The organism is Floridaenema flaviceps BLCC-F50 (assembly GCF_041929275.2).
GTDB lineage: Bacteria > Cyanobacteriota > Cyanobacteriia > Cyanobacteriales > Aerosakkonemataceae > Floridanema > Floridanema flaviceps.
This window is the reverse complement of the sequence record NZ_JBHFNR020000002.1, coordinates 298802-318672: the sequence shown is the minus strand read 5'-3', so window position 1 is coordinate 318672 and position 19871 is coordinate 298802. Positions and strand designations below refer to the sequence as shown.

Sequence of the window (19871 nt, the reverse complement as noted above, 5' to 3'; positions counted from 1 at the left end):
TTACCTGATGGAGGATTTACAAACACCATTAATGCAGAATCTACCCAGTTTTTCGATCGTCCTCGAAACCGAAAATTTGGCGAACGCTAATCCCAAGGACTTAGCTAAATCTCTGAACTCACTGGCAAATCAGGATATTTCCCCCAAGTTAGCCAACGAAGTCTTGTTGCTTGAAAGTGGCGATACTCCTCCTGAATTACTCCAACAGCTTTGTCAACAGTACCCTTGGATCAAAGTTCACCACACCAACGTCAAGACTAGCTATTACGAAGCCAAAATGTTGGGGGCGGAACTAGTCACAGGGGAAATAGTAGTTTACTGCGATTCTGACTGCATCTACCAAAAAGATTGGCTAAAAAATATACTCTCTTCCTTTACTCAGGGAGATGACATTCAAATCGTAGCTGGAGAAACCATCACTAGAGGCAAAGGCCCTTATGGTACAGCAATGGTTTTGACTTACATTTTTCCCCAATATTCCGAGAAAAAAAGTTTAGCTAAAACATCTCAATACTTTTTGAATAACGTTGCCTTTCGCAGAGATTTTTTGCTGAAACATCCTATTCCTTTAGACTTACCCTTGTATCGTGGCAACTGTGTGATTCATGCTTATCACTTACTTGAGCAAGGTTACACAATTTGGCAACATCCCCAAGCTAAGGCTAATCATGCACCTCCATCTGGAATTTCGCATTTTTTCTGGCGTTTTTTACTGATGGGTCATGATTATTTCTGGCAAAAAACTTTGCTAAAAACCGCTATTTCCACTTCGGGACAATCTTACTCAACTTTAATGTTGGACACCAAAAGTAAACTGCAAGCTTTCTGGGAAAGATTTAGCGGTATGTTAATTAGACAACCCCTAAATTTACTTTACTTGCCTTTTGCTATCCCAATTGTAATTAGTTCTTTAATACTAATTGTAGTGGGTTATCTAATCACTGTGTTTCAGCCCAATTACTTACTTAATACTTATCAGGTAATCCAGGGAGAAGACTTGGTTTTATCGACTTAAGGGAACAGGGAACAGGGAAAATTAATCAGTTCGCTCCATAAAAAAAATCCCAGTCCCCACTCCCCTTTCCATTAACTATCGCCTTGAACAATCAAACCATCTTTTTCAATTTTCAACCATCTGCCACGCCAATATATATGTTGCCCAAAAGCGCCGAGTGTCCAAACAATTAAACTTAAAATATCTCTGACGGGAAGTAACCAAAGCCACAGTAAAAGTTTTGCACAGTTCATGCTAAAGATGGCAATTAGTACTTGAATGTAGCGAATGATAAAAGTTAGTAGGCATAGTGCGATCGCCCAATTTTGCCATCCCGATATGAACAGTAACAAAATACTATATACAGTACCGTAACAAAACACCATACCATAGTATTGTGAACCTCGATTAAACCGAATTGTTCTCGCCCAACGTACCTCTCTTTGAAAGAATGACCAAAAACTTTCGCCAGTTGTATCCGACTCTAAAATATGCCGAGAAAATTCAATTTTATAACCAGCTTCCACTGCTCGTTTAGCTAAATTATAATCTGAACCAATGCGGCTTAAATGTATGCCTCCAAATTCTGCTAAAGTTGATTTACGAGTTGCCATTGTTGGGCCAACAGCAAATTTAAAACCGCGATCGATAACCCCTGAAATTAAGGCCGATGGAATAAAATCAAAACACCGACCAAAAGAGGCTAAAGCTGCTACGATTGTCCGAGGATTTTTGCCGACATATCCACAAGTTACTAAGCCAGTTTTCGGATCTTTAAGCGGAGCAGTGACAATACTAATATATTCAGGAATTACTCGAATATCACTATCAGCAAAGATAATGATTTCATGTTGAGCAGCTTCTAAAAGATAACTTAAATTGCTATCTTTGTAATTGATTCCTCGCGGTTTTAAACCAATTAATAGCTTGACGCGATCGGCATATTTCGCCGCCAACTCTTTTAACAAAGGAACCGCCGTATCTTCCGGGTCTAACACTCCAAAAAGTACTTCATAATTCGGATAATTTTGCTCACAAAATGATGACCAATTCTCCCAGGCTCCCTCATCAATACCACAAACTGGTATCATCAGCGAAACTGGGTCTTCGGAAGTATTTATCACCTGTTCATTAGGCGCAAAAAATTTGAGAGTGCAGATGGCACAGGTGATGTAAAAAGCGATCGAGCCACTAATTAAGATTATCAAGACAATTTGGAAAAACAGCATCATTGGTTACTTTCGCTAATTATGGTAAAGTTTCCATTATAAAGATTACCTGAAAAGTACATTAAGTAGAAAGTAACCCGTAGATAAATACACATAAACCAGAAAAGTTGTTGAAAAAATCCTCAAATTATCCTAAGAGGTAGAAATGGCATTAAACTATGTATTAAACTTGGAAGCTAATATTAAACCAGTAGAAGCTTTGCAGATAATTTCTAAATATCTTGGTCTAAAATGGCACAAAAGAGATAGTTTAACTGGCTCAGGCGTTGTTGTCTACGCAACCCAAAAAAGTCAAATAGGGCAGGAAGTTATTGCCGAAGAGTTTGGTTTTCAACCAAGCATAGTTGTAGATTTCCGTATTAATCCGAAAGATGCTTATGAAGAAGGTAAAGATACTTTAATAAAAGGTACTTTGGACTTACTCGATCGTGTTCAAGGAGATGCTGTTTTGCTATTCAACGGGGAACAACCTGTACTGCGAAGAATCAATGGAAAACTTAGACTCTACTCAGGATGGGAGGCTACATTAATAAATATACTTCACGATCGTAAACTACCTTATGAACTTTATCAGCCACAATCATCTTCAACAAACATCAAAGTTGGGTAAGAAAATCGCCAGTTTCTTGAGTGATTCTACAAAAGTTTCCGTACCCACCATTGACGACTGACTTAGCGCCGCTTCTGCTACTTTACCCAAGCTATATCTTCTAATTCTGTCAAACGTTCGATCAAATGTTGATAGGTATCAAAAGACATTATCACATGGCTGGGTTGCGATCGCGTAGTAAGTACAACTAGCTCTAAACTAGCTTGCTCAAATATTTCCTCTTGTTGATTACAGGCTTCTGCGAGAGTGTAACTACGCATAGGAACAGTTAATTTTGACTTTTTTGTACTATAGCAAACTTTGAGGTAATTGAGATTATTCTTTTTTCTCCTATCTTCAACCATTCACATAATAATCTCTCGTTCCTTTAGTGTTAATCGCTTCCCCTAATCGATTCAATCCATGAATATAAGCAGCAGTTCGCATTGACACACCAAACTCTTGAGAAATTCGCCAAATGTTCTCCGTTTCTTCAATCATTTTTTCTTTCAATCTTTGATTTACTTCACTCAGCGTCCAGTAAAAACCATTGCGATTTTGTACCCATTCAAAATAACTGACGGTGACTCCACCCGCATTCACTAAAATATCGGGAAACACATAAATTCCCTGTTCTTCTAAAATCCGATCGGCCTCTGAAGTAATCGGACCATTTGCCACTTCAAAGATAAACCTAGCTTGAATATTATGGGCGTTTTCTACAGTTATTTGGTTTTCTAAAGCGGCTGGAATTAACAGGTCAACATCTAAAGTTAAAAGTTCCGCATTGGTCAAAACTTGATGTTCCATAATGCTGCAAACTGTACCTTCACAGTAAACAGCTTGCATTCCTTTAATAAACTGTTTACAGCGGCGAATACTGGGAATATCTAACCCTTGTTTGGCATAAATTCCCCCTTGGGAATCACTTACTGCTACTACTTTATAACCAAATTTAGCGAGTAATTCTGCTAATTCTGCGCCTGCATTACCAAATCCTTGAATCGCTACGGTTGTTTCTCTGGGTAAGCGATCGAATTTTGCCATAATATTTTCAATTACATAAAAAGCGCCTGTTGCCGTAGCAGTATTTCGCCCTAAACTTCCGCCGATAGTAACAGGTTTTCCCGTCACAACTGCGGGGGTAATTTGGCGTTGAATGATGCTATATTGATCCATCATCCAACCCATAATCATCGAATTAGTGTAAATATCTGGTGCTAAAATGTCTACATTGGGGCCGATAAAATCTGCGATCGCATTCACATAACCCCGACTCAAACGTTCTAATTCTAACTTCGACAACCTCTTAGGATTCAGCGTTATCCCACCCTTAGCACCACCAAAAGGTAAATTTAAAACCGCACATTTAAACGTCATCCAAAATGCTAAAGATGTTACCTCATCTAACCCAACATTGGGATGATAACGCACACCTCCCTTAGTTGGCCCTCTAGTATCGTCATAACGCACCCGATAACCGGGAAAAATCTTTAAAGACCCATCATCCATTCTGACCGGAATTGATACTTGTAAACTGGCTTTGGCATACTTTAAATGTTCGATCGCATCATCTGAAATAGACACATAATTTAAAGCCTTTTCTAATCTTTGACTAGCATCAGTAAATAAATTTTTATCCATAATGCACTCTTGAGTTGCAATACATATATTGAATCACGAAACTTTATCATTTTGAAGTAAAATTTGGACTTTTGAAAGCTAACTCAGCATTTTTTAGACGAAAAAGCTAGTATCATTTTATTTTAATTAAAAAAGGAATTAAGCTTTTCGACCATTTTTTATAGCTAATTAGTAACATACTTATCCTTTAGCCTACCCATGAATTTATCAACAAAAAAGGTTTACAATGAAGAAACATTAAGCCAAAACTTGTGTTTCCCCTTTTCGGTTAAGAGTACCACCAGAACAGTAAATATGATTGAACTCCTTGCTGCGCTTTCTGCTGCTGCTGCGGTAGGGGTAGGGAGAATTGCCCTACCATTATTATTAATTGGACTTTTGCAAGGGGACAATCTCTGGTCTCGCGTACCGATACTTTCCCAAATTCATCCACAAGTAGTAGTGGGAATACTCACCAGTTGGTCATTATTTGAATTATTTGCTTCCAAAAAACTCATTGGACAGCGCATCCTGCAAATTATTCATCTCCTACTTAGCCCCTTAGTGGGAGCAATTGTTGGCGCATTTGTGGCGCAAAAAGCTAACATTGATGGATGGATGATTGTACTTGTTGGTACGATCGGCGGTTTACTAGCTTTAGTGCTGCAACTTGTACAAACAGGTTGGTTTTTTCGTCTTCGGGGTTTACCCCTTTGGGTAGTTTTTATCCAAGATGGTTTATGTGTAGTCTTAGTGTTACTAGCCTTTGACGCACCCAGACAGGGAGGATTAATTGCCATGATCCTACTTTGGCTGGCAATTCGCAGTTCTGGAGAATGGTATCGTTGGTACAGAAAGCAGAAGCATTCTCCCAAGTATCACCCAGATTAAAGGCAGGCTAGTACAGGCCGAAGATTGTTATCTTTCCAGCAAAATCTGTGAACTGGTGAGATTGAGAACTCCAAACAGTGGAGAGGCGATCGCACTATCTCCTTGATAAACTTTTTCCTCGTACAAACCTTCAACCCATTCGAGCACCGTCACCTTTTGCTGCATCGGATCGACAATCCAATATTCTGCAATACCTCGCGCTGCATACTCCGATCTTTTATAGCGATAATCGCGTTTTTCCTGCCCTGGACTTACGACTTCAACTACTAATAGTGGAGGTGGCATATCCAGTGTAATGGTCGATCGGCGAGCTCCTTCCAATGCCGTCGCCAACTCCTCAGATAATATTATTAGATCGGGAAAGCGTGTCGTTGCCCTTGTACCACTTACTACAATCTCAGTTCCAATTCTTAGGTCCGATAGCTAGGAATTCCTTGGTTCAGGAAAAAGGCAAATAATAGAGATGCTATCCGCTGATTTAAATCGCTTTCTGGAGGCATAGCAACTAACTCTCCATTTTCTAATTCATACAAAGTATCAGTACCATCATCAAACTTCAGATACTCTTCCAAAGTCATTTTCAGGGATGCAATAGTCATGATTGCCCCACCTCCTGCAAAACTGTTCCGGTCTACTTTTTATCTTAACGTCCTGTATTTACACCATGTCTTTTCTATTCCCAGTTTCCTAATCTTTAGACAGGAACTCTTGCATATATTTGAGATAAACATCAGCTTTTTTCACCTGTTCTTTAACTTCAGGAACTAATGAGTTAAGCGATTGAATTAACTTAGTTTTGGCTTCAATAGAAAGCTGTTGATCTACTTGCGCTTGTTTTAAACTATTGCGGTAGTTATTCAAGTAAGCATCCAAATCATTAAAAAAGTCATCAATCCTTTGTTGAAAATCTTCATCCAGATAGTTACTGATTCCTTGTTTAATGTCATTAATCCTTTGGTCAATTAACTTGTTAATCTCATAAATTATTCCTTGCAAAGAAACGGTGTAAAAGTTCTCGGTTTTATGGGGTCTTTTGACTTTCTCGGTAATTTCAAAAGGAACTAACCACATAAAGTGAAAAAACGATCGCTTCGTCCTGACTACTTCACTGTAACCTTGATCGATCGTCCGAGTATGGCGAATTACTAAAGGTTTATTTAAATCAATATAGTAATCCGAATGAAATCTGAGATTAGGCAAAGAAAGATTTAAATGGAAGTTTTCATTCAATCTTTCCCTGGCTCGGTCTATAATTGGTCTGGTTTGATCTTCTAAGAAATTCATCATTTTTTGCCGAGATTCATCAATTACCTGACCAGTATTTTCTTGCACCTTTTCTAATAATAAATCTACTCGGCGCTTGGCATAAGCTACAGCTAATGCAGCAAATTCCTCCGCTTCCCTTAAAGTAGTAAATTCCATCGAACTCAGTCGCTTCGACTCAGTTGCTACTTCTTGTTTTTGTTGCGAGATCCAGTTAGCGAAAATCCTGCCAGTTGTGCCACCTTTCTCGACAAAATCACCAACTTGTTGATCGTCTTGCAGCAGATATGTTTCTACACTCAATTTGCCTTCTTGTTGCAACTTTTCTAAAATACTGTTCAAATTTTCCTGCAAATCACTTTTGATTTGTTCAATTTCTTGTAAACTGTTACGGCAGTTTTCAATACTATCAATATCTTCATCTAATGCCGCCACTTCCCAACGCAGTTTTTCCCCATCTTCATTAATCGCCCGACTGCGTAATTGGGTATCTTCTAAAAGTTCCAGCAGCCGACCTTTAGCGATATTCAAAGAAGAAGTAATACATCTGGGTGCTGCTTCGGTCATTAAAGCATTAACTGCATTAGTTAAAAAGGCATCAAAGCCAGATTTATTCCACAGTTTTTCGGCTTTCTTTTGTAATTGGGCGACTGTAGTTTCTTGTAATTCTTCTTCCCAATCTAAAGGAAAAACATCTTGAGCGAGCGATCGCGCCGTCTTCAACTGCATCACATCCGCACCCGGATTTTGCTGCACTTCTCCCAAAAAATTAGCCGCAGAAAACGCCCATCTTGCCGAAATTTCAAATACGCGATCGTTCTTTTCTCCACCCCCAATACCGAACTCTGCCGCTACAAATTGCCGCACCTGTTCGGGAGTCATATCTCCCTCTTTCCGCTGATCGACCTTATTCACCAAAACATATAAATTATCCTTTCCGCGCAACTCAATTACCCGTTCTACATCCTTTTTAATTTCCTCTTCCGCCTTCGTATTCAACTCCGTAAAATTCAGAACAATTAAAATTACCGAACTCGCCTGTAATTGTTCGGCAACCACATTTACCAGCTTTAAATTTTCCCCCGCTTCATTCGGACCCGGAGTATCCACAATTACCAATTTACCCGCAATATCTGCTTTTTCTGTAATTCCCGATCGATAAAAAGGAGTGTAAATTCTCGGTACATCAATCAGCGATTGCAAAGGATCGGAAAGCGGATCTAAAACACTACAAAGGCGAATAATATCATTCAAAGCCCGTAAACTATTAATAATCGGCAACCGACCAGAAATTTTGCTCTCAATAGCAATTCCCCCCATGCTCTGAATTTTTTCCGGTAACTTTGCCAAATGCGGATATTGCGCCATTCTTTCCTGCACTCGGCTTAAACCTAACTCAGCAATTTTGCGCTGTAAAGCCGCAAAAGTGTCACGAAAAATATCTTGAATCTGCCCAGTCAACATTAAAACAGGCTCTACTAACTGCGGATCAAAAATGATTTCAGTAGGCAAAGTTGTCATTGCTGCATTGCGACTCGGCAATAATTCCTGACCAACAATAGCGTTAATAATCGTAGATTTACCCGCTTTCATCGGCGCAACTATTGCCATTCTCAACTCTAAATCTGAAACATTCCGAGTAGCATCTGCGACTTCTCGTTGAAATTTGGCATACTTTTCACTAGCACTATCCGAACTCAGCGCCGTACTAACACGATGTAATAACGAACTAACTTGTCCTAACAGACCAACTGCATTTGTTTGCAAGCTCTGCATATTAGCTTTTTGTACTTCAGCAACCATGAGACTCACTCCCCAGAAAAGTGTCTAACCGAAAGAAAACAGATTGATTAAAGTTAGATTTTTTATTTTGTCTGAAACTCAACTATATCTAAAAAAACTCCAGTTGTTATCATTAGTTGACGATCGTTTTGCTAAGATGACCCCGAAGAATATTATCTCGGCGCAATCTGCCTCTGGCACAAATGAGGTAACTACTGCGTCTTTCACAAAGACTAGCCTTCTATTAACCTAACAATAGAAGTGCGTGCCTGTAATCTCTAGTTGATTTCTCTGTGGAAACACCATGCGTAACCCGATCCTCAATTTTGCTCGTTTTTCAGGTGCAGTACCAACTTTCAGGAAACTCTTCGTTTCTAGCTTAATTTTGAGCTTGATTGGTACATTTAGCACTAATCTTGATATTTTGCCATCAACAGCACAGCCAACGGCGCAAACCAAACAAGCTACAAACCCCATTAACCAGAGATTGGTGGGAAGTTGGCAAAGCCGAGTTTCTTCGACTCAGAATCTCACTTTTATTTTTGGGCCTGATGGTAAATTATTTATTGTCTTGCCTTCTAGCTCAGACAAAGCTCAAGCTTTACAACTGCGATACCGCGTTGCTTCCACAAGTAGCAAACCGATGCAATTGGATTTGACGACAAGTAACAATAAAACCGCTCAAACTATTTTTGAGTTTACGTCCGACGGTAAACTGCGAGTAGAGCTACAAGGCATTGAAGCGGGAAAACCTAGACCAGCTGCTTTTGGTAAAGGGGCTTTGGTGTTTAATAAAGTTTCTAATAACACTACTTTGCCTGCAAATGCCCAACTTAGACAAAGCGATAACCCGAATAACGTCATGCCTAAGTAAGTTATCACGCTTCATTGCGGGATCAGGGGGGCAAGGGGCTCCAGAAGATAATCAGCTGTTCGCAATAACAGCCAAAAAATCCTGATTTTGACTGTAAATATGGGAAAGCTTGTCTGCCCAGATCCCCGACTTCTTGAAGAAGTCGGGGATCTACAGTGCCCAGATCCCCGACTTCTTGAAGAAGTCGGGGATCTACAGTGCCCAGATCCCCGACTTCTTGAAGAAGTCGGGGATCTACAGTACTTAGTACTACAAATTTGAGCCTTAGCGCTGTTAAGATGTGGTTAATTTTGATGCTTGACTTCCATGACTGACACCGTTCTCGATGTTCGCAACTTGCAAGTTCAGTTCCTCGCCAAAGGTACAGGTAAAACGCCTGTAGTTACGAAAGCTGTTGATGATATTTCTTTTCAGGTAAAACCAGGGCAAACTCTGGGAATTGTTGGCGAATCGGGGTCTGGTAAATCAGTCACTTCCTTAGCTGTCATGGGTTTGGTGCCGAGTCCAAGCAGGGTGTCGGGTGAAATTTGGTTTCAAGATTCAACGGAAGGTGCCGAAGCTGTGAATCTGCTGCAATTGCCGGAACGCAGAAAGCAGCAGTATCGAGGCGGTGAGATTGCCATGATCTTTCAAGAACCGATGAGTTCTTTGAATCCGGTTTATACTATTGGTTTTCAGATTACGGAAGCAATTCAGTTACACCAAAATGTTTCGGAGGCGCAAGCAAGAAGGTTGGCGGTTTCTCTGTTACAAGAGGTGAAGTTGCTTCCTAGCGATCAGGTATTGCAGCAACGTTATTTGGAAATTCAAAGACAAGAAAAACTTAATACTCCTGCTGCTGGAGAGTGGGCGGTTGATATTAGCGAAAGGGAAATTAATCAGTATATTAATCAGCAGAAGTTGGCAATGCTCGATCGCTATCCCCACGAACTTTCCGGGGGTCAAATGCAGCGAGTTATGATTGCTATGGCAATTTCTTGTAATCCCAAAGTGTTGATTGCTGATGAACCGACTACTGCTTTAGATGTGACTGTTCAAGCAACTATTTTGGAACTGTTGCGCGAGTTATGCCGGAGTCGGGGAATGTCGATGATTTTTATTACTCACGACTTGGGCGTAATTGCAGAAATTGCTGATGCTGTGGCTGTGATGTATCGGGGAAAAATTGTTGAATATGGTCTGGTTTGGCAAATTTTTTCCGATCCTAAACATCCTTATACCAAAGGTTTGTTAGCTTGTCGCCCCAAGTTGGAACGCAATATGCGTTATTTGCCAACGGTTTCTGATTTTATGGAAGTGGTGGAAACTGGCGATGGGGAATGGAAAATTGTAGAGAAAACTAAGGATTCAGATCAACAAGCAGGAGTTCCACCCACTCCATTTCCAGTCTCTCGTCCTCAGACACCAGTACACACTTCTGACGCACCAATTTTGTCTGTAAAAAATCTTCAGGTGGGTTTTCCAGTGCGGGGAATGTTTGGCAAAACGAAACGCTATATTATGGCTGTAAATGGCATTTCGTTTGATGTTTATAAGAGTGAAACTTTAGGTTTGGTGGGAGAGTCTGGTTGCGGTAAAACTACTTTAGCCCGGACTTTATTACGCTTAAATGAACCAATGGGCGGTCAGATTTTCTTTGAAGGTCGCGATATTACTAAGTTGACGGGTGCGCCTTTACAAAAGTTGCGTCGGGAGATGCAAATTGTGTTCCAAAATCCGTTTAGTTCTCTCGATCCTCGGATGAAGATTGGGGATGCGGTAATGGAACCTTTGCGGATTCACGAAATAGGTAAAAACGATAAAGAAAGACGCGATCGCGCCGCTTATCTGTTAGAAAAAGTGGGTCTAAATCCTGACTGGATGAAGCGTTACCCTCACGAATTTTCCGGGGGACAAAGGCAAAGAATTTGTATTGCCCGTGCTTTGGCTTTAAATCCCAAGTTTATTATTTGTGATGAGTCTGTTTCGGCTTTGGATGTTTCTGTACAAGCGCAAGTGTTGAATTTGTTAAAGGAAATTCAGCATGAGTTTGGCTTGACTTACATTTTTATTTCCCACGATTTGAGTGTCGTTAAGTTTATGAGCGATCGGATCATGGTAATGAATAGTGGCAAAATCGAAGAAATTGATATTGCCGATATGATTTATCGTCAACCGAAAACAGAATACACTCGTCAGTTAATTAATTCTATTCCTACAGGCAGTTTGGCAAGAATTAAACAGCGGCAGCAACAGCGATCGATCGCAATGTGAAATTGCCCTACGACTAAAGTCGTGGGCTACACAAACAAAACCTGCCTTCGCAGGTTAGAATTAGTCCGCGAAGGCGGACTTTGTTTGTGTAAGTAGGTGTAAATAAATCAAGTGATAATAGTTATCTAAGAATGGGGCGGGCAGGATGCCCACCCCACAAGAGTTACAGCTTTCTTGTGGGGTGGGCATCCTGCCCGCCTTAGTTGTCACTTTCTTGCTCCTGTGCTCCTGTGCCCCTCTGCTCCCTAGCTTTTCATCCAACTAACGCACTTTTCCATCTGCTTTTGCATGGTTTCTTTATCAGCATGATAGCGTCTGCCATGTCCGGGTAATACCCATTCAAACTGATAATTTGCTAATACTTGCATGGACTTAAATAGTTCTGTCCAAGAGTACCAACACTGCTGGCGGAAAGCATACAATTGGTTTAAGGTTTCCGACCAAGCTAAGTGATCGCCTGTGAATAAAAAGCTGTTTTTGTAAAGTAAAACTGTGTGACCTTTGGTGTGTCCGGGAACGGGAATAATTAACAAATCTGGGGCAAATTCAATTGGATCGGTTCCAGAAATTTGAATTTCTACATTACGAGTTCCCGTGCTAATTTCGTCTTTGTGTAAAATGCGATCGCAACCAAAATGTTCTTGAAATTTTTGATGATCTGCTACATCATCTCGGTGAGTTAAATACAGATAACGAATGCCACCCATTGCTTCAAAACGTTTGACAAGGGGTGGAGTAAACCGAGGGGAATCTATCATGATATTCCCTTCGGGGCGAGTAATGAAATAACTGGCAGCAGCAAAAGATTTTTCGGAATGGTAGCCGCAATGGTAAACATTTTCGGCGACTAAAATGGGGAAAGTTTCTTGAATTTCTTTAATATCTGTTGGTTTTTCAACTGTGCCAATGGAAGCAGTGGGACAGGACAATAAAGCCTGGATTGCTTTGACTCTTTCGCTAGAGTTGGCAGGTTGATGATAAACTGCTGATTGTTCTCCTGCTTCATGAAAAACTTCCGGTGCCATCCACCGACAAGTATCGCAGTCAATGCAGGTGCGATCGACATAAAAATCGCCGTTCACATTTTCGGAACGACGTTGGTGGAGATGTGCCATTTTGTAACGTCTTTATTTGCGAGAAAAATTGCTCAATAAAGCTTTCCAAGCAAATTGGGGTAAAGCTAACATTCGCCGCCAGCGCCAAGGTTCTTGGTAAAGCCGATATAGCCATTCTAGATGATTTTCTCGGAACCAAGCGGGGGCACGAGTTTTTGTTCCTGCCCAAATATCTAAACTACCTCCTACTCCGATCCAGATTGCTTTGGGACAGAGGTGGCGATGTTGGGCGATCCAAAGTTCTTGACGGGGTACTCCTAGCCCGACGAAAATTAAACTTGGTTGTTGTTCTTTTAAGGTTTGGTGTAGTTGTTGTTCTTCTTCGGGTGAGAGATAACCGTTTTGAGTGCCTGCGATCGCCAATTTTGGACATTTCTCCTGCCACATTTTGGCTGCTTTAGCTGCAACCCCAGGCGCACCACCAAAGAAAAATACTGGCATTGGTTTACTTAATTGTCCCGCATATAACAGAAGAGTTTCTGCTAACTCAATTCCTGGACAACGCTTCACTTTTTTACCTTTTAACCACAGGTAAAGGACGACTCCAGAACCATCAGGGATGACTAAATCTGCTTGCTGAATAATTTGGGCTAAAGTGGCGTTCTTTTCCGCCTGCATGGTCATTTCTGCATTTAGCGTAATGACGTGCCCGCCTAATTGCTGGTGCAACTGCGCGATTAAGCCAACCTGGGTAATCATCTAATAAGTGTACTGGCAGTCCCAGTACAGAAAAGCTAGGCGTGTTAGTAATGATTTGTTCTTGCACAAACTCTCCTCACGTTCTCTATGCAGCATAGTTTACCTTGACGCTGCATTGATGTGTAGTTCCTCAGATCAAATGCTGATTTGGTTGTTTTATCTTGCTGTTAATAGTTTAGTTATCCTCAAACCGCCTTTTTCACAGAACCGTCAGCATAAAGTTCTAAAGGCACTAACTCTACTTTACCGTTAACTTTGACTTTAGAGTAAACAATTCGCAGAAAAGGTGAATTATTTTTATTGTATTTCGTACACATATCCGTCACCTGCTTTTGCTCTAGGTTGACAACTTTAAAACTTTCTGGGTCTAAGTTGAATTCTGATTTATTCCCTACTTATGTTCTACAAAACTGTTGTTAAAGTTACCGGAAAGAGCCGTTGATTTTTTATAAAGATTGTGCAAAAATTAGCAAAAAAGATTTAAAAATACTAGTCAAATAGTTACTATCTGAAATAAACTGATAAACTAGTAGCAGAAAAACCCATAAATATTAAGCTACACCGTTAAAACAGGGTGTACTTCATACTTTATTAATTAACTTCAAGCCGATCGGCAATTATTTCGCCAAAATCGCCAAAAATATGATGACAAACAAGTTTTCAGAACTGCAAGCACGCTTAGATTATTACTATCAGCAAATTCAAACAGTGATTCTCGATCGGCAAAATCCGATTACAGGATTACTGCCAGCCTCTACAGCCATAAATGCTCATGGAGATTATACAGATGCTTGGGTGAGAGACAATGTTTACAGCATTTTGGCTGTTTGGGGATTAGCATTAGGATATCGCAAGTTAAATGATGACTTTGGACGCAGTTATGAATTAGAACAAAGCGTCGTTAAATTGATGCGGGGACTGTTGTTTTGCATGATGCGTCAGTCTCACAAAGTCGAACGTTTTAAAGAAACTCAATCTCCTTTAGATGCTTTACACGCCAAATACAATACCAACACAGGTGATATTGTGGTTGGTGACGATCAGTGGGGACATTTGCAGTTAGATGCAACTTCGTTGTTTCTGCTGATGTTGGCACAAATGACTGCTTCAGGATTACACATTATTTATACGCTGGATGAGGTGAATTTTGTTCAGAATTTAGTTTATTATATCGGACGGGCTTATCGCACACCAGATTACGGACTTTGGGAAAGAGGCAATAAAATTAATCACGGAAACCCAGAATTAAATGCTAGTTCTGTGGGAATGGCGAAAGCAGCTTTAGAAGCAATTAATGGGGTAGATTTGTTTGGAATTAGAGGAAGTCAAGCTTCAGTAATTCACGTTTTACCTGATGAAATTGCTAGGGCTAGAATTACTTTAAAGTCAATTTTACCAAGGGAATCTAGCTCAAAAGAAGTGGATGCTGCTTTATTGAGTGTAATTAGTTTTCCGGCATTTGCGGTTGAGAACGAACAGTTAGTCGATCGTACTAAAAAGAAAATTATTGACAAATTAGGAGGTCGTTACGGTTGTAAACGTTTCTTGAGAGATGGACATCAAACTGCGATCGAAGATCATACCCGTTTGCATTATGAACCTTGGGAATTAAAGCAGTTTGAAAATATAGAATGTGAATGGCCTTTGTTTTTTACTTATTTATTTTTAGATAGTTTGTTTCGTAGGGATAAGGAACAGGCGCAAGATTATCAACAAAAGTTAGAGAGTTTGTTGGTAGAAAGGGAAGGTTTGCGGTTATTACCAGAACTATATTATGTACCAAAGGATAAGATTGAGGCTGAGCGATCGCACCCCCAAACCCAAACTCGCTTACCTAACGAAAATGTTCCCTTAGTTTGGGCACAAAGTCTGTATTATTTAGGACAGTTATTAAATGAAGGGTTAATTGCGATCGGAGATATCGACCCTTTAGGTAGACATTTGTGTACTGGAAAAGAATCTAAACCTTTAGTGCAAATTGCCCTTTTAGCCGAAGATGAAGACTTACAAATCAAATTAGCAGATTACGGAATTCCCACCCAAACACCCCGACAAGTAGAACCAATTCAAGTGCGTCAAGCAAGTGAATTATCAACAGTTTACACCCAAATTGGACGCAATGATAAGTTAGGTTTAACTGGTCGTCCAGTGCGAAGATTACGCAGTTTAACTACTTCGAGAATTTTCCGAGTTCGCGGAGAAACAATTGTTTTTTTACCCGCATTTTTAGATAGACAACAGTTTTATTTGACATTAGATTATCATTTTCTGCTCGATCAAACTAGAAGCGAATTAGCTTATATTCAGCGGAATTGGATGGAGTTGGGAAGACCAACAATGACCTTATTGTTAACTCATTCCATGCTGGAAACGGGAAGTGAAGCATTGTTAGCATTAATGCAAGAACTAAATTCTGGTTATTGCAATGGCGTGCAGATTAAATTGGGCAATTTGCAACAATTTCTGCAAACATCAGCTAAAGAGAGAATTGATTTTATCCATGATTTTGAATTCACTCAATCTCCGGTTCAGAATACAGCATCAGCTAAGTATTATTTAACTTATAATTCAGAAAAAAACTGGGCTTTGGGTCATACTCAGGAATTCAAATTAGAGTACGAAACTGATACCAGATTCTTGATTAATTGTTTGCGAGATTCGCAAAATATTTACGAACAAGTTGAGTTACTGCAAACATTAACTCGGTTGAAAGGCGTAAATTTCGATACTGGTTTAGGAGGACCAAAACATCCAGTAACAGTAGGAGATTTACTCAAAGAAATTTACGAAAAAGCAGTCAGAGGCGTAGCTAATCAAACGTCTAACGAATCAATAATTCACTGGACGGTAATTCGTCGCGCCGCAGGTTTAAGGGGAATGGTGGACATTGGTTTATCGGATGCAGTGACGGATATTTTAGTGAGACAAAAACAGATTTCTGTGGGTAAAGCTTATAGCGAAGCTTCCTTAATTACTCGCCCAATGTCGCACCATGAAATTGAGGAGAAAATTAAAGAGTTTTGTGGGGAAGATATTCGCGATCGCGTTCTCACCCAAGAAATTCTAATCTATATTGGTTTATTAATCAAGTCAGAACCAGACTTATTTGACGGTTTGCTAACCTTAAGAGTTGGGTATTTAATTCTGTTAATCACCAGTGAATTAGCACAGGAATTAAAAATTACCCAAGACGAAGCGCACGAATATTTAATGACATTAAGCCCCTTTGAAGTAAAAAGTCGCGTGCGTCAAGTAATTGCTGGTTATGAAGACATGAATGAGTTGTTACGTCAACAAGAATCTTTGCACGTCAAACAATCAGAAAAAGATATTGAATGGGTTGTACTTCCTGAAAAAGAAGAAGAATCACAAACGGATAAATGGTTGCAGAAACGTCAAAGAGATGGCGCTTTAAACCGAGTTCCGAAAGATTTTTATCCTCGCGTTTGGCAATTATTGAAACATTGCAAAGGTTTAGTAATTGGGGATAAATTAGAAAGACGCAACCGTTTAGATAGTGAATGGTTGCTGGCAGAAATGACTCCCGGTGAAAAGAATTTTGCTTTGCAAGTTGAGCATTTATTGAATAAAATTGTTGCGCCTGAGTATCGCCAAGTTAACATTGAAACTTTAATGGAATTATCGGCAATTGCAGAACGTAACCCGGATTTAAGAATAGAAGATTACATCGTTTTAGATGTGTTAATTGGTCATGCTGTCAGGTTAGCATTTTTGGAGAAATTTCCTGATAAAAGCGATCGCTATGATGAATATAAAGCAGCTGCTTGGCGGTCTTTTTATGAAACCTCTCCCTATACCTGTGCTACTTTTGTAGTGAAAGCGTTCCGGTTCTTGACTCAGTTTGGAAAAGCGAGTGCAGCATGAGTAAAACTTTGTACGAAACAGATTATTTGAAATGGATTGAAACCACCGTAGCGAAGTTGCGAATGGGGGATTATTCACACATTGATTGGGAAAATTTGATTGAAGAAATTGAGGACATGGGAAAAAGTGAACGCAGGAGTTTAGAAAGTAATCTAACAGTAATTATAACTCACTTACTGAAATGGCAATATCAGCCAGAATTCCGCAGTGGTAGCTGGAGAGGTAGTATTAATGAACATCGTAGACGCATTCGCAAAGCTTTTAAAGAATCTCCTAGCCTTAAGCCTTTTTTGACAGAGGTTTTTGCCGAATGTTATGCGGATGCTGTGGAACAAGCGATCGCAGAAACTGGACTTTCTGTGGGGGTGTTTCCCGAAATTTGTCCTTATAGTTCTGAGGAAGTTTTGAGTAGTGAATTTTTGCCGATTTAGTCCTCTTTAGAGGAGTTTAGCTATAAGAAAAGCGAATTGATAAGGCAGGCGGATTTTGGGACTGGTGCAAGATCTGAAGTAAGTACGAAAACTGCGATCGCTTTTTGAATATTTCGCTTGTTTCGGATATTGCACTTATGTCATTAGTTGTGTTATAGTAGAATTCACTTCTACTTTAGAGAAATAACTATTATGTTGAAGCAAAAAGTGTCTCTTGAATCAGTTTTGCTTGAAGATAAAGATAGAAAATTAATATCACAATTAGAGCAAATTTTAAGCCTTGAACCTTCACAAGTAAAGTTAGTCAGCAGTAACGGAAGAGAGGTTAATATTCCTGATTATCTATTTAAAAAGCTGCGGGATATTGTTCGCTTAATGGCATTAGGTCAAAATGTTTCTCTAATCGCTCAAAATTGCGAATTGACAACACAAGAAGCTGCGGAAATTCTCCATGTATCGCGACCGTTTCTAGTCAAATTACTAGAATCTGGAGAGATTCCTTACATCAAAGTTGGTTCCCATCGAAGGGTAATTTTCCAAGATTTAATGAATTATAAAGAACAGCGGAAAGTGAAACGTCAAAAGGGTTTGCAAGAACTAACTCAATTTCTTCAAGATGAGGGTTTCTACGAGGAAGAAGTCAGGGATATAGAGCAGTAAAATGGTATTTGATTCTGTTGTTCTAGACTCCTGCGTTATCTTTCCGATGCCTCTATGCGATACTCTACTACGTGCTGCTGAAGCTGAACTTTACTGCGTTAAATTTTCCCAAGAAATTCTCGATGGTGCTACTCGCAATCTGGTCAATAAAAATCGCATGACGGAACAGAAAGCAGCGCGTTTTCAGCAAATGATCAAAAACACTTTTCCTGAAGCAATAGTCGAAGTGCCTGAAGAACTCGTAGTGGCGATGAGAAATCATCCAGGCGATCGCCATGTTTTAGCTGCTGCTATAATTGCCAAAGCTGAGATTATTGTCACTGATAATCTTAAACACTTTCCCAAAGAAATTTTAGATCCTTATCAAATAGAAGCACAACATCCTGATGTATTTTTGTCTCAACTTTTCGATAACGATCCAGAATCAATGGTTGAGGTAATTCGACAGCAATCTGACGCTTTAAAAAACCCTCCTCAAACTGTTGTGGAACTTCTGGAGAGATTAGAAAAAAATAATAGAGTACCATCCTTTGTAAGTAAAGTTCGTCTTTACATGAGTTCAGGCTGAAATTCTTTATGAATTACAGGAGTTAAGAAACAACGTACCTGAAAGCGATCGGAGATTTGATAAATGACCAATCCTATCTTTGAAAAATTACTTAAACTCTTAAACAAACTGGAACAAGAAAAAGTCAGCTACACTTTAGCGCATCATCGAGATGAAGCAATTATGGTGACAGTGGCTGTACCTGGAGAAAGATGGGAAGTTGAATTTTTGAATGATGGTCCGGTAGAAGTAGAAAAGTTTGTTAGTAATGGGGAAATTGGGGGAGAAGAAGCACTGGGAGAATTATTTTCTCGTTATTCGGAACAGAATGATTTACAGCTGATACAGAATTTGCAATAAGCAATATTTTATGTGTAAAAATGTAAGTTCACTCTAACAACCAATCAAAAATTTGTCCAACGGTTAACTGTAATTCATTGGCAAAAAATGGTACAGCTAAAATAGCTTCAAATTCATCAAAAACTTCCGGTTGCTGATTAACAAGATAGACAAATATTGTCTGTTCTTGAGGGTCAATTAACCAACCCATTTGTGTTCCATCTTTCAAACATTGCAAAATCTTTTTAGTAACTTTTGTTTGACTTTGTTCGGGTGATAAGATTTCAATTACCCAATCAGGTGCAATGCTAAAAATATTAGCAACTTCGCCATTGCGATCGCGAGGTATTCTTTCCCAAAGAAACACAGATACATCTGGCACTATTGACTTTTCTGCAAAAGTACATCGCAGTTCGGGAAAAGCACGAGCAATTTTTCGGGGTTTTAATACTGCATTAATTACCGAAACTAACTCACCTTGAATTATACTATGTTTTCCTTTTGGCATTGGCTTTTGAATAATTTCTCCATTAATAAACTCACTAGCTGGTTCAGTTTCTGGTAGTGTGAGAAACTCGGCTAATGTTAGAGATTTAGATGGTATTTGTACCATTTTACGATAACCTAAACTATGGGTAATAAGTTAATTGTGTAGTTTTTGGGGAGCGATCGCAATATCGTCATTAGTTTCATTAAT

General features: G+C 39.6%; 17 protein-coding genes and 2 pseudogenes. 10 read left to right on the top strand and 9 right to left on the bottom strand.

Annotated features, from left to right (window positions below; translation table 11 throughout):
• The first annotated feature begins 7 nt into the window (after window positions 1-7).
• The gene (locus tag ACE1CI_RS21220; RefSeq protein WP_496615677.1) at window positions 8-1015 is read left to right on the top strand and encodes a glycosyltransferase; all 1008 of its coding nucleotides are present in this window, start codon (window positions 8-10) and stop codon (window positions 1013-1015) included.
• Window positions 1016-1086: 71 nt separating this feature from the next.
• Here ACE1CI_RS21220 and ACE1CI_RS21215 read toward each other — a convergent pair whose 3' ends face one another.
• Window positions 1087-2226 carry a glycosyltransferase gene (locus tag ACE1CI_RS21215; RefSeq protein ID WP_413261861.1) on the bottom strand — a complete coding sequence of 380 codons (1140 nt, stop codon included), beginning with the start codon at window positions 2224-2226 and terminating at the stop codon, window positions 1087-1089.
• Window positions 2227-2368: 142 nt separating this feature from the next.
• Here ACE1CI_RS21215 and ACE1CI_RS21210 point away from each other — a divergent pair, with 142 nt between their 5' ends.
• Window positions 2369-2833 (top strand): SitI3 family protein, encoded by a 465-nt coding sequence (locus ACE1CI_RS21210; RefSeq protein WP_413261860.1) that lies wholly within the window; start codon window positions 2369-2371, stop codon window positions 2831-2833.
• A gap of 77 nt (window positions 2834-2910) precedes the next feature.
• Here ACE1CI_RS21210 and ACE1CI_RS21205 read toward each other — a convergent pair whose 3' ends face one another.
• Complete coding sequence (locus ACE1CI_RS21205) at window positions 2911-3093, bottom strand: type II toxin-antitoxin system Phd/YefM family antitoxin (RefSeq protein ID WP_413261859.1); 183 nt, start codon at window positions 3091-3093, stop codon at window positions 2911-2913.
• A 76-nt stretch (window positions 3094-3169) separates the two neighbouring features.
• Window positions 3170-4456 (bottom strand): Glu/Leu/Phe/Val family dehydrogenase, encoded by a 1287-nt coding sequence (locus ACE1CI_RS21200; RefSeq protein WP_413261858.1) that lies wholly within the window; start codon window positions 4454-4456, stop codon window positions 3170-3172.
• A gap of 294 nt (window positions 4457-4750) precedes the next feature.
• Here ACE1CI_RS21200 and ACE1CI_RS21195 point away from each other — a divergent pair, with 294 nt between their 5' ends.
• Window positions 4751-5326 (top strand): DUF4126 domain-containing protein, encoded by a 576-nt coding sequence (locus tag ACE1CI_RS21195; RefSeq protein ID WP_413261946.1) that lies wholly within the window; start codon window positions 4751-4753, stop codon window positions 5324-5326.
• 27 nt (window positions 5327-5353) lie between these two features.
• Here the strand turns inward: ACE1CI_RS21195 and ACE1CI_RS21190 are convergent.
• A pseudogene (locus tag ACE1CI_RS21190) lies at window positions 5354-5925 on the bottom strand (Uma2 family endonuclease).
• A gap of 88 nt (window positions 5926-6013) precedes the next feature.
• A complete protein-coding gene (locus ACE1CI_RS21185; RefSeq protein WP_413261856.1) occupies window positions 6014-8392 on the bottom strand; it encodes a dynamin family protein in 2379 nt (792 codons plus the stop codon).
• Between the two features lie 283 nt (window positions 8393-8675).
• Here ACE1CI_RS21185 and ACE1CI_RS21180 point away from each other — a divergent pair, with 283 nt between their 5' ends.
• Window positions 8676-9245 carry a hypothetical protein gene (locus ACE1CI_RS21180; protein WP_413261855.1) on the top strand — a complete coding sequence of 190 codons (570 nt, stop codon included), beginning with the start codon at window positions 8676-8678 and terminating at the stop codon, window positions 9243-9245.
• A 306-nt stretch (window positions 9246-9551) separates the two neighbouring features.
• On the top strand, window positions 9552-11498 hold the full coding sequence (locus ACE1CI_RS21175; RefSeq protein ID WP_413261854.1) for an ABC transporter ATP-binding protein: 1947 nt from the start codon (window positions 9552-9554) through the stop codon (window positions 11496-11498).
• Window positions 11499-11743: 245 nt separating this feature from the next.
• Here the strand turns inward: ACE1CI_RS21175 and ACE1CI_RS21170 are convergent, their stop codons facing one another.
• The 3 genes and pseudogenes from ACE1CI_RS21170 to ACE1CI_RS21160 all read right to left on the bottom strand — a co-directional run bounded on the left by ACE1CI_RS21170 (window position 11744) and on the right by ACE1CI_RS21160 (window position 13629).
• Window positions 11744-12613, bottom strand: coding sequence for an MBL fold metallo-hydrolase (locus ACE1CI_RS21170; protein WP_413261853.1), 870 nt, complete (start codon window positions 12611-12613; stop codon window positions 11744-11746).
• A gap of 12 nt (window positions 12614-12625) precedes the next feature.
• Window positions 12626-13364, bottom strand: a pseudogene (locus ACE1CI_RS21165) (WecB/TagA/CpsF family glycosyltransferase).
• A 133-nt stretch (window positions 13365-13497) separates the two neighbouring features.
• Window positions 13498-13629 (bottom strand): hypothetical protein, encoded by a 132-nt coding sequence (locus ACE1CI_RS21160; protein WP_265583098.1) that lies wholly within the window; start codon window positions 13627-13629, stop codon window positions 13498-13500.
• Window positions 13630-13957: 328 nt separating this feature from the next.
• On the opposite strand from ACE1CI_RS21160, the gene ACE1CI_RS21155 reads away from it, so the two are divergent.
• From ACE1CI_RS21155 to ACE1CI_RS21135, 5 genes are all read left to right on the top strand, one after another.
• A complete protein-coding gene (locus tag ACE1CI_RS21155) occupies window positions 13958-17197 on the top strand; it encodes a phosphorylase b kinase regulatory subunit alpha/beta (protein ID WP_413261945.1) in 3240 nt (1079 codons plus the stop codon).
• Complete coding sequence (locus ACE1CI_RS21150) at window positions 17194-17628, top strand: DUF29 domain-containing protein (RefSeq protein WP_413261851.1); 435 nt, start codon at window positions 17194-17196, stop codon at window positions 17626-17628. The genes ACE1CI_RS21155 and ACE1CI_RS21150 overlap by 4 nt, the downstream gene beginning before the upstream one ends.
• Before the next feature lie 192 nt (window positions 17629-17820).
• The gene (locus ACE1CI_RS21145) at window positions 17821-18288 is read left to right on the top strand and encodes a helix-turn-helix domain-containing protein (RefSeq protein ID WP_413261850.1); all 468 of its coding nucleotides are present in this window, start codon (window positions 17821-17823) and stop codon (window positions 18286-18288) included.
• A 1-nt stretch (window position 18289) separates the two neighbouring features.
• Window positions 18290-18856 (top strand): VapC50 family PIN domain-containing toxin, encoded by a 567-nt coding sequence (locus ACE1CI_RS21140; protein WP_413261849.1) that lies wholly within the window; start codon window positions 18290-18292, stop codon window positions 18854-18856.
• Between the two features lie 63 nt (window positions 18857-18919).
• Window positions 18920-19195 carry a hypothetical protein gene (locus ACE1CI_RS21135; RefSeq protein WP_496615676.1) on the top strand — a complete coding sequence of 92 codons (276 nt, stop codon included), beginning with the start codon at window positions 18920-18922 and terminating at the stop codon, window positions 19193-19195.
• A gap of 28 nt (window positions 19196-19223) precedes the next feature.
• On the opposite strand, the gene ACE1CI_RS21130 is transcribed toward ACE1CI_RS21135, so the two are convergent.
• A complete protein-coding gene (locus ACE1CI_RS21130) occupies window positions 19224-19787 on the bottom strand; it encodes a Uma2 family endonuclease (RefSeq protein ID WP_413261847.1) in 564 nt (187 codons plus the stop codon).
• Between the last annotated feature and the right edge of the window lie 84 nt (window positions 19788-19871).

What these genes read in the sequence shown, in the direction of transcription:
- ACE1CI_RS21130 (WP_413261847.1), bottom strand. Translation starts at nt 19,787, where the DNA reads ATGGTACAAATACCATCTAAATCTCTAACATTAGCCGAGTTTCTCACA.
- ACE1CI_RS21135 (WP_496615676.1), top strand. Translation starts at nt 18,920, where the DNA reads ATGACCAATCCTATCTTTGAAAAATTACTTAAACTCTTAAACAAACTG.
- ACE1CI_RS21180 (WP_413261855.1), top strand. Translation starts at nt 8,676, where the DNA reads ATGCGTAACCCGATCCTCAATTTTGCTCGTTTTTCAGGTGCAGTACCA.
- ACE1CI_RS21175 (WP_413261854.1), top strand. Translation starts at nt 9,552, where the DNA reads ATGACTGACACCGTTCTCGATGTTCGCAACTTGCAAGTTCAGTTCCTC.
- ACE1CI_RS21185 (WP_413261856.1), bottom strand. Translation starts at nt 8,392, where the DNA reads ATGGTTGCTGAAGTACAAAAAGCTAATATGCAGAGCTTGCAAACAAAT.
- ACE1CI_RS21205 (WP_413261859.1), bottom strand. Translation starts at nt 3,093, where the DNA reads ATGCGTAGTTACACTCTCGCAGAAGCCTGTAATCAACAAGAGGAAATA.
- ACE1CI_RS21170 (WP_413261853.1), bottom strand. Translation starts at nt 12,613, where the DNA reads ATGGCACATCTCCACCAACGTCGTTCCGAAAATGTGAACGGCGATTTT.
- ACE1CI_RS21145 (WP_413261850.1), top strand. Translation starts at nt 17,821, where the DNA reads ATGTTGAAGCAAAAAGTGTCTCTTGAATCAGTTTTGCTTGAAGATAAA.
- ACE1CI_RS21195 (WP_413261946.1), top strand. Translation starts at nt 4,751, where the DNA reads ATGATTGAACTCCTTGCTGCGCTTTCTGCTGCTGCTGCGGTAGGGGTA.
- ACE1CI_RS21200 (WP_413261858.1), bottom strand. Translation starts at nt 4,456, where the DNA reads ATGGATAAAAATTTATTTACTGATGCTAGTCAAAGATTAGAAAAGGCT.
- ACE1CI_RS21150 (WP_413261851.1), top strand. Translation starts at nt 17,194, where the DNA reads ATGAGTAAAACTTTGTACGAAACAGATTATTTGAAATGGATTGAAACC.
- ACE1CI_RS21140 (WP_413261849.1), top strand. Translation starts at nt 18,290, where the DNA reads ATGGTATTTGATTCTGTTGTTCTAGACTCCTGCGTTATCTTTCCGATG.
- ACE1CI_RS21155 (WP_413261945.1), top strand. Translation starts at nt 13,958, where the DNA reads ATGACAAACAAGTTTTCAGAACTGCAAGCACGCTTAGATTATTACTAT.
- ACE1CI_RS21220 (WP_496615677.1), top strand. Translation starts at nt 8, where the DNA reads ATGGAGGATTTACAAACACCATTAATGCAGAATCTACCCAGTTTTTCG.
- ACE1CI_RS21215 (WP_413261861.1), bottom strand. Translation starts at nt 2,226, where the DNA reads ATGATGCTGTTTTTCCAAATTGTCTTGATAATCTTAATTAGTGGCTCG.
- ACE1CI_RS21210 (WP_413261860.1), top strand. Translation starts at nt 2,369, where the DNA reads ATGGCATTAAACTATGTATTAAACTTGGAAGCTAATATTAAACCAGTA.
- ACE1CI_RS21160 (WP_265583098.1), bottom strand. Translation starts at nt 13,629, where the DNA reads ATGTGTACGAAATACAATAAAAATAATTCACCTTTTCTGCGAATTGTT.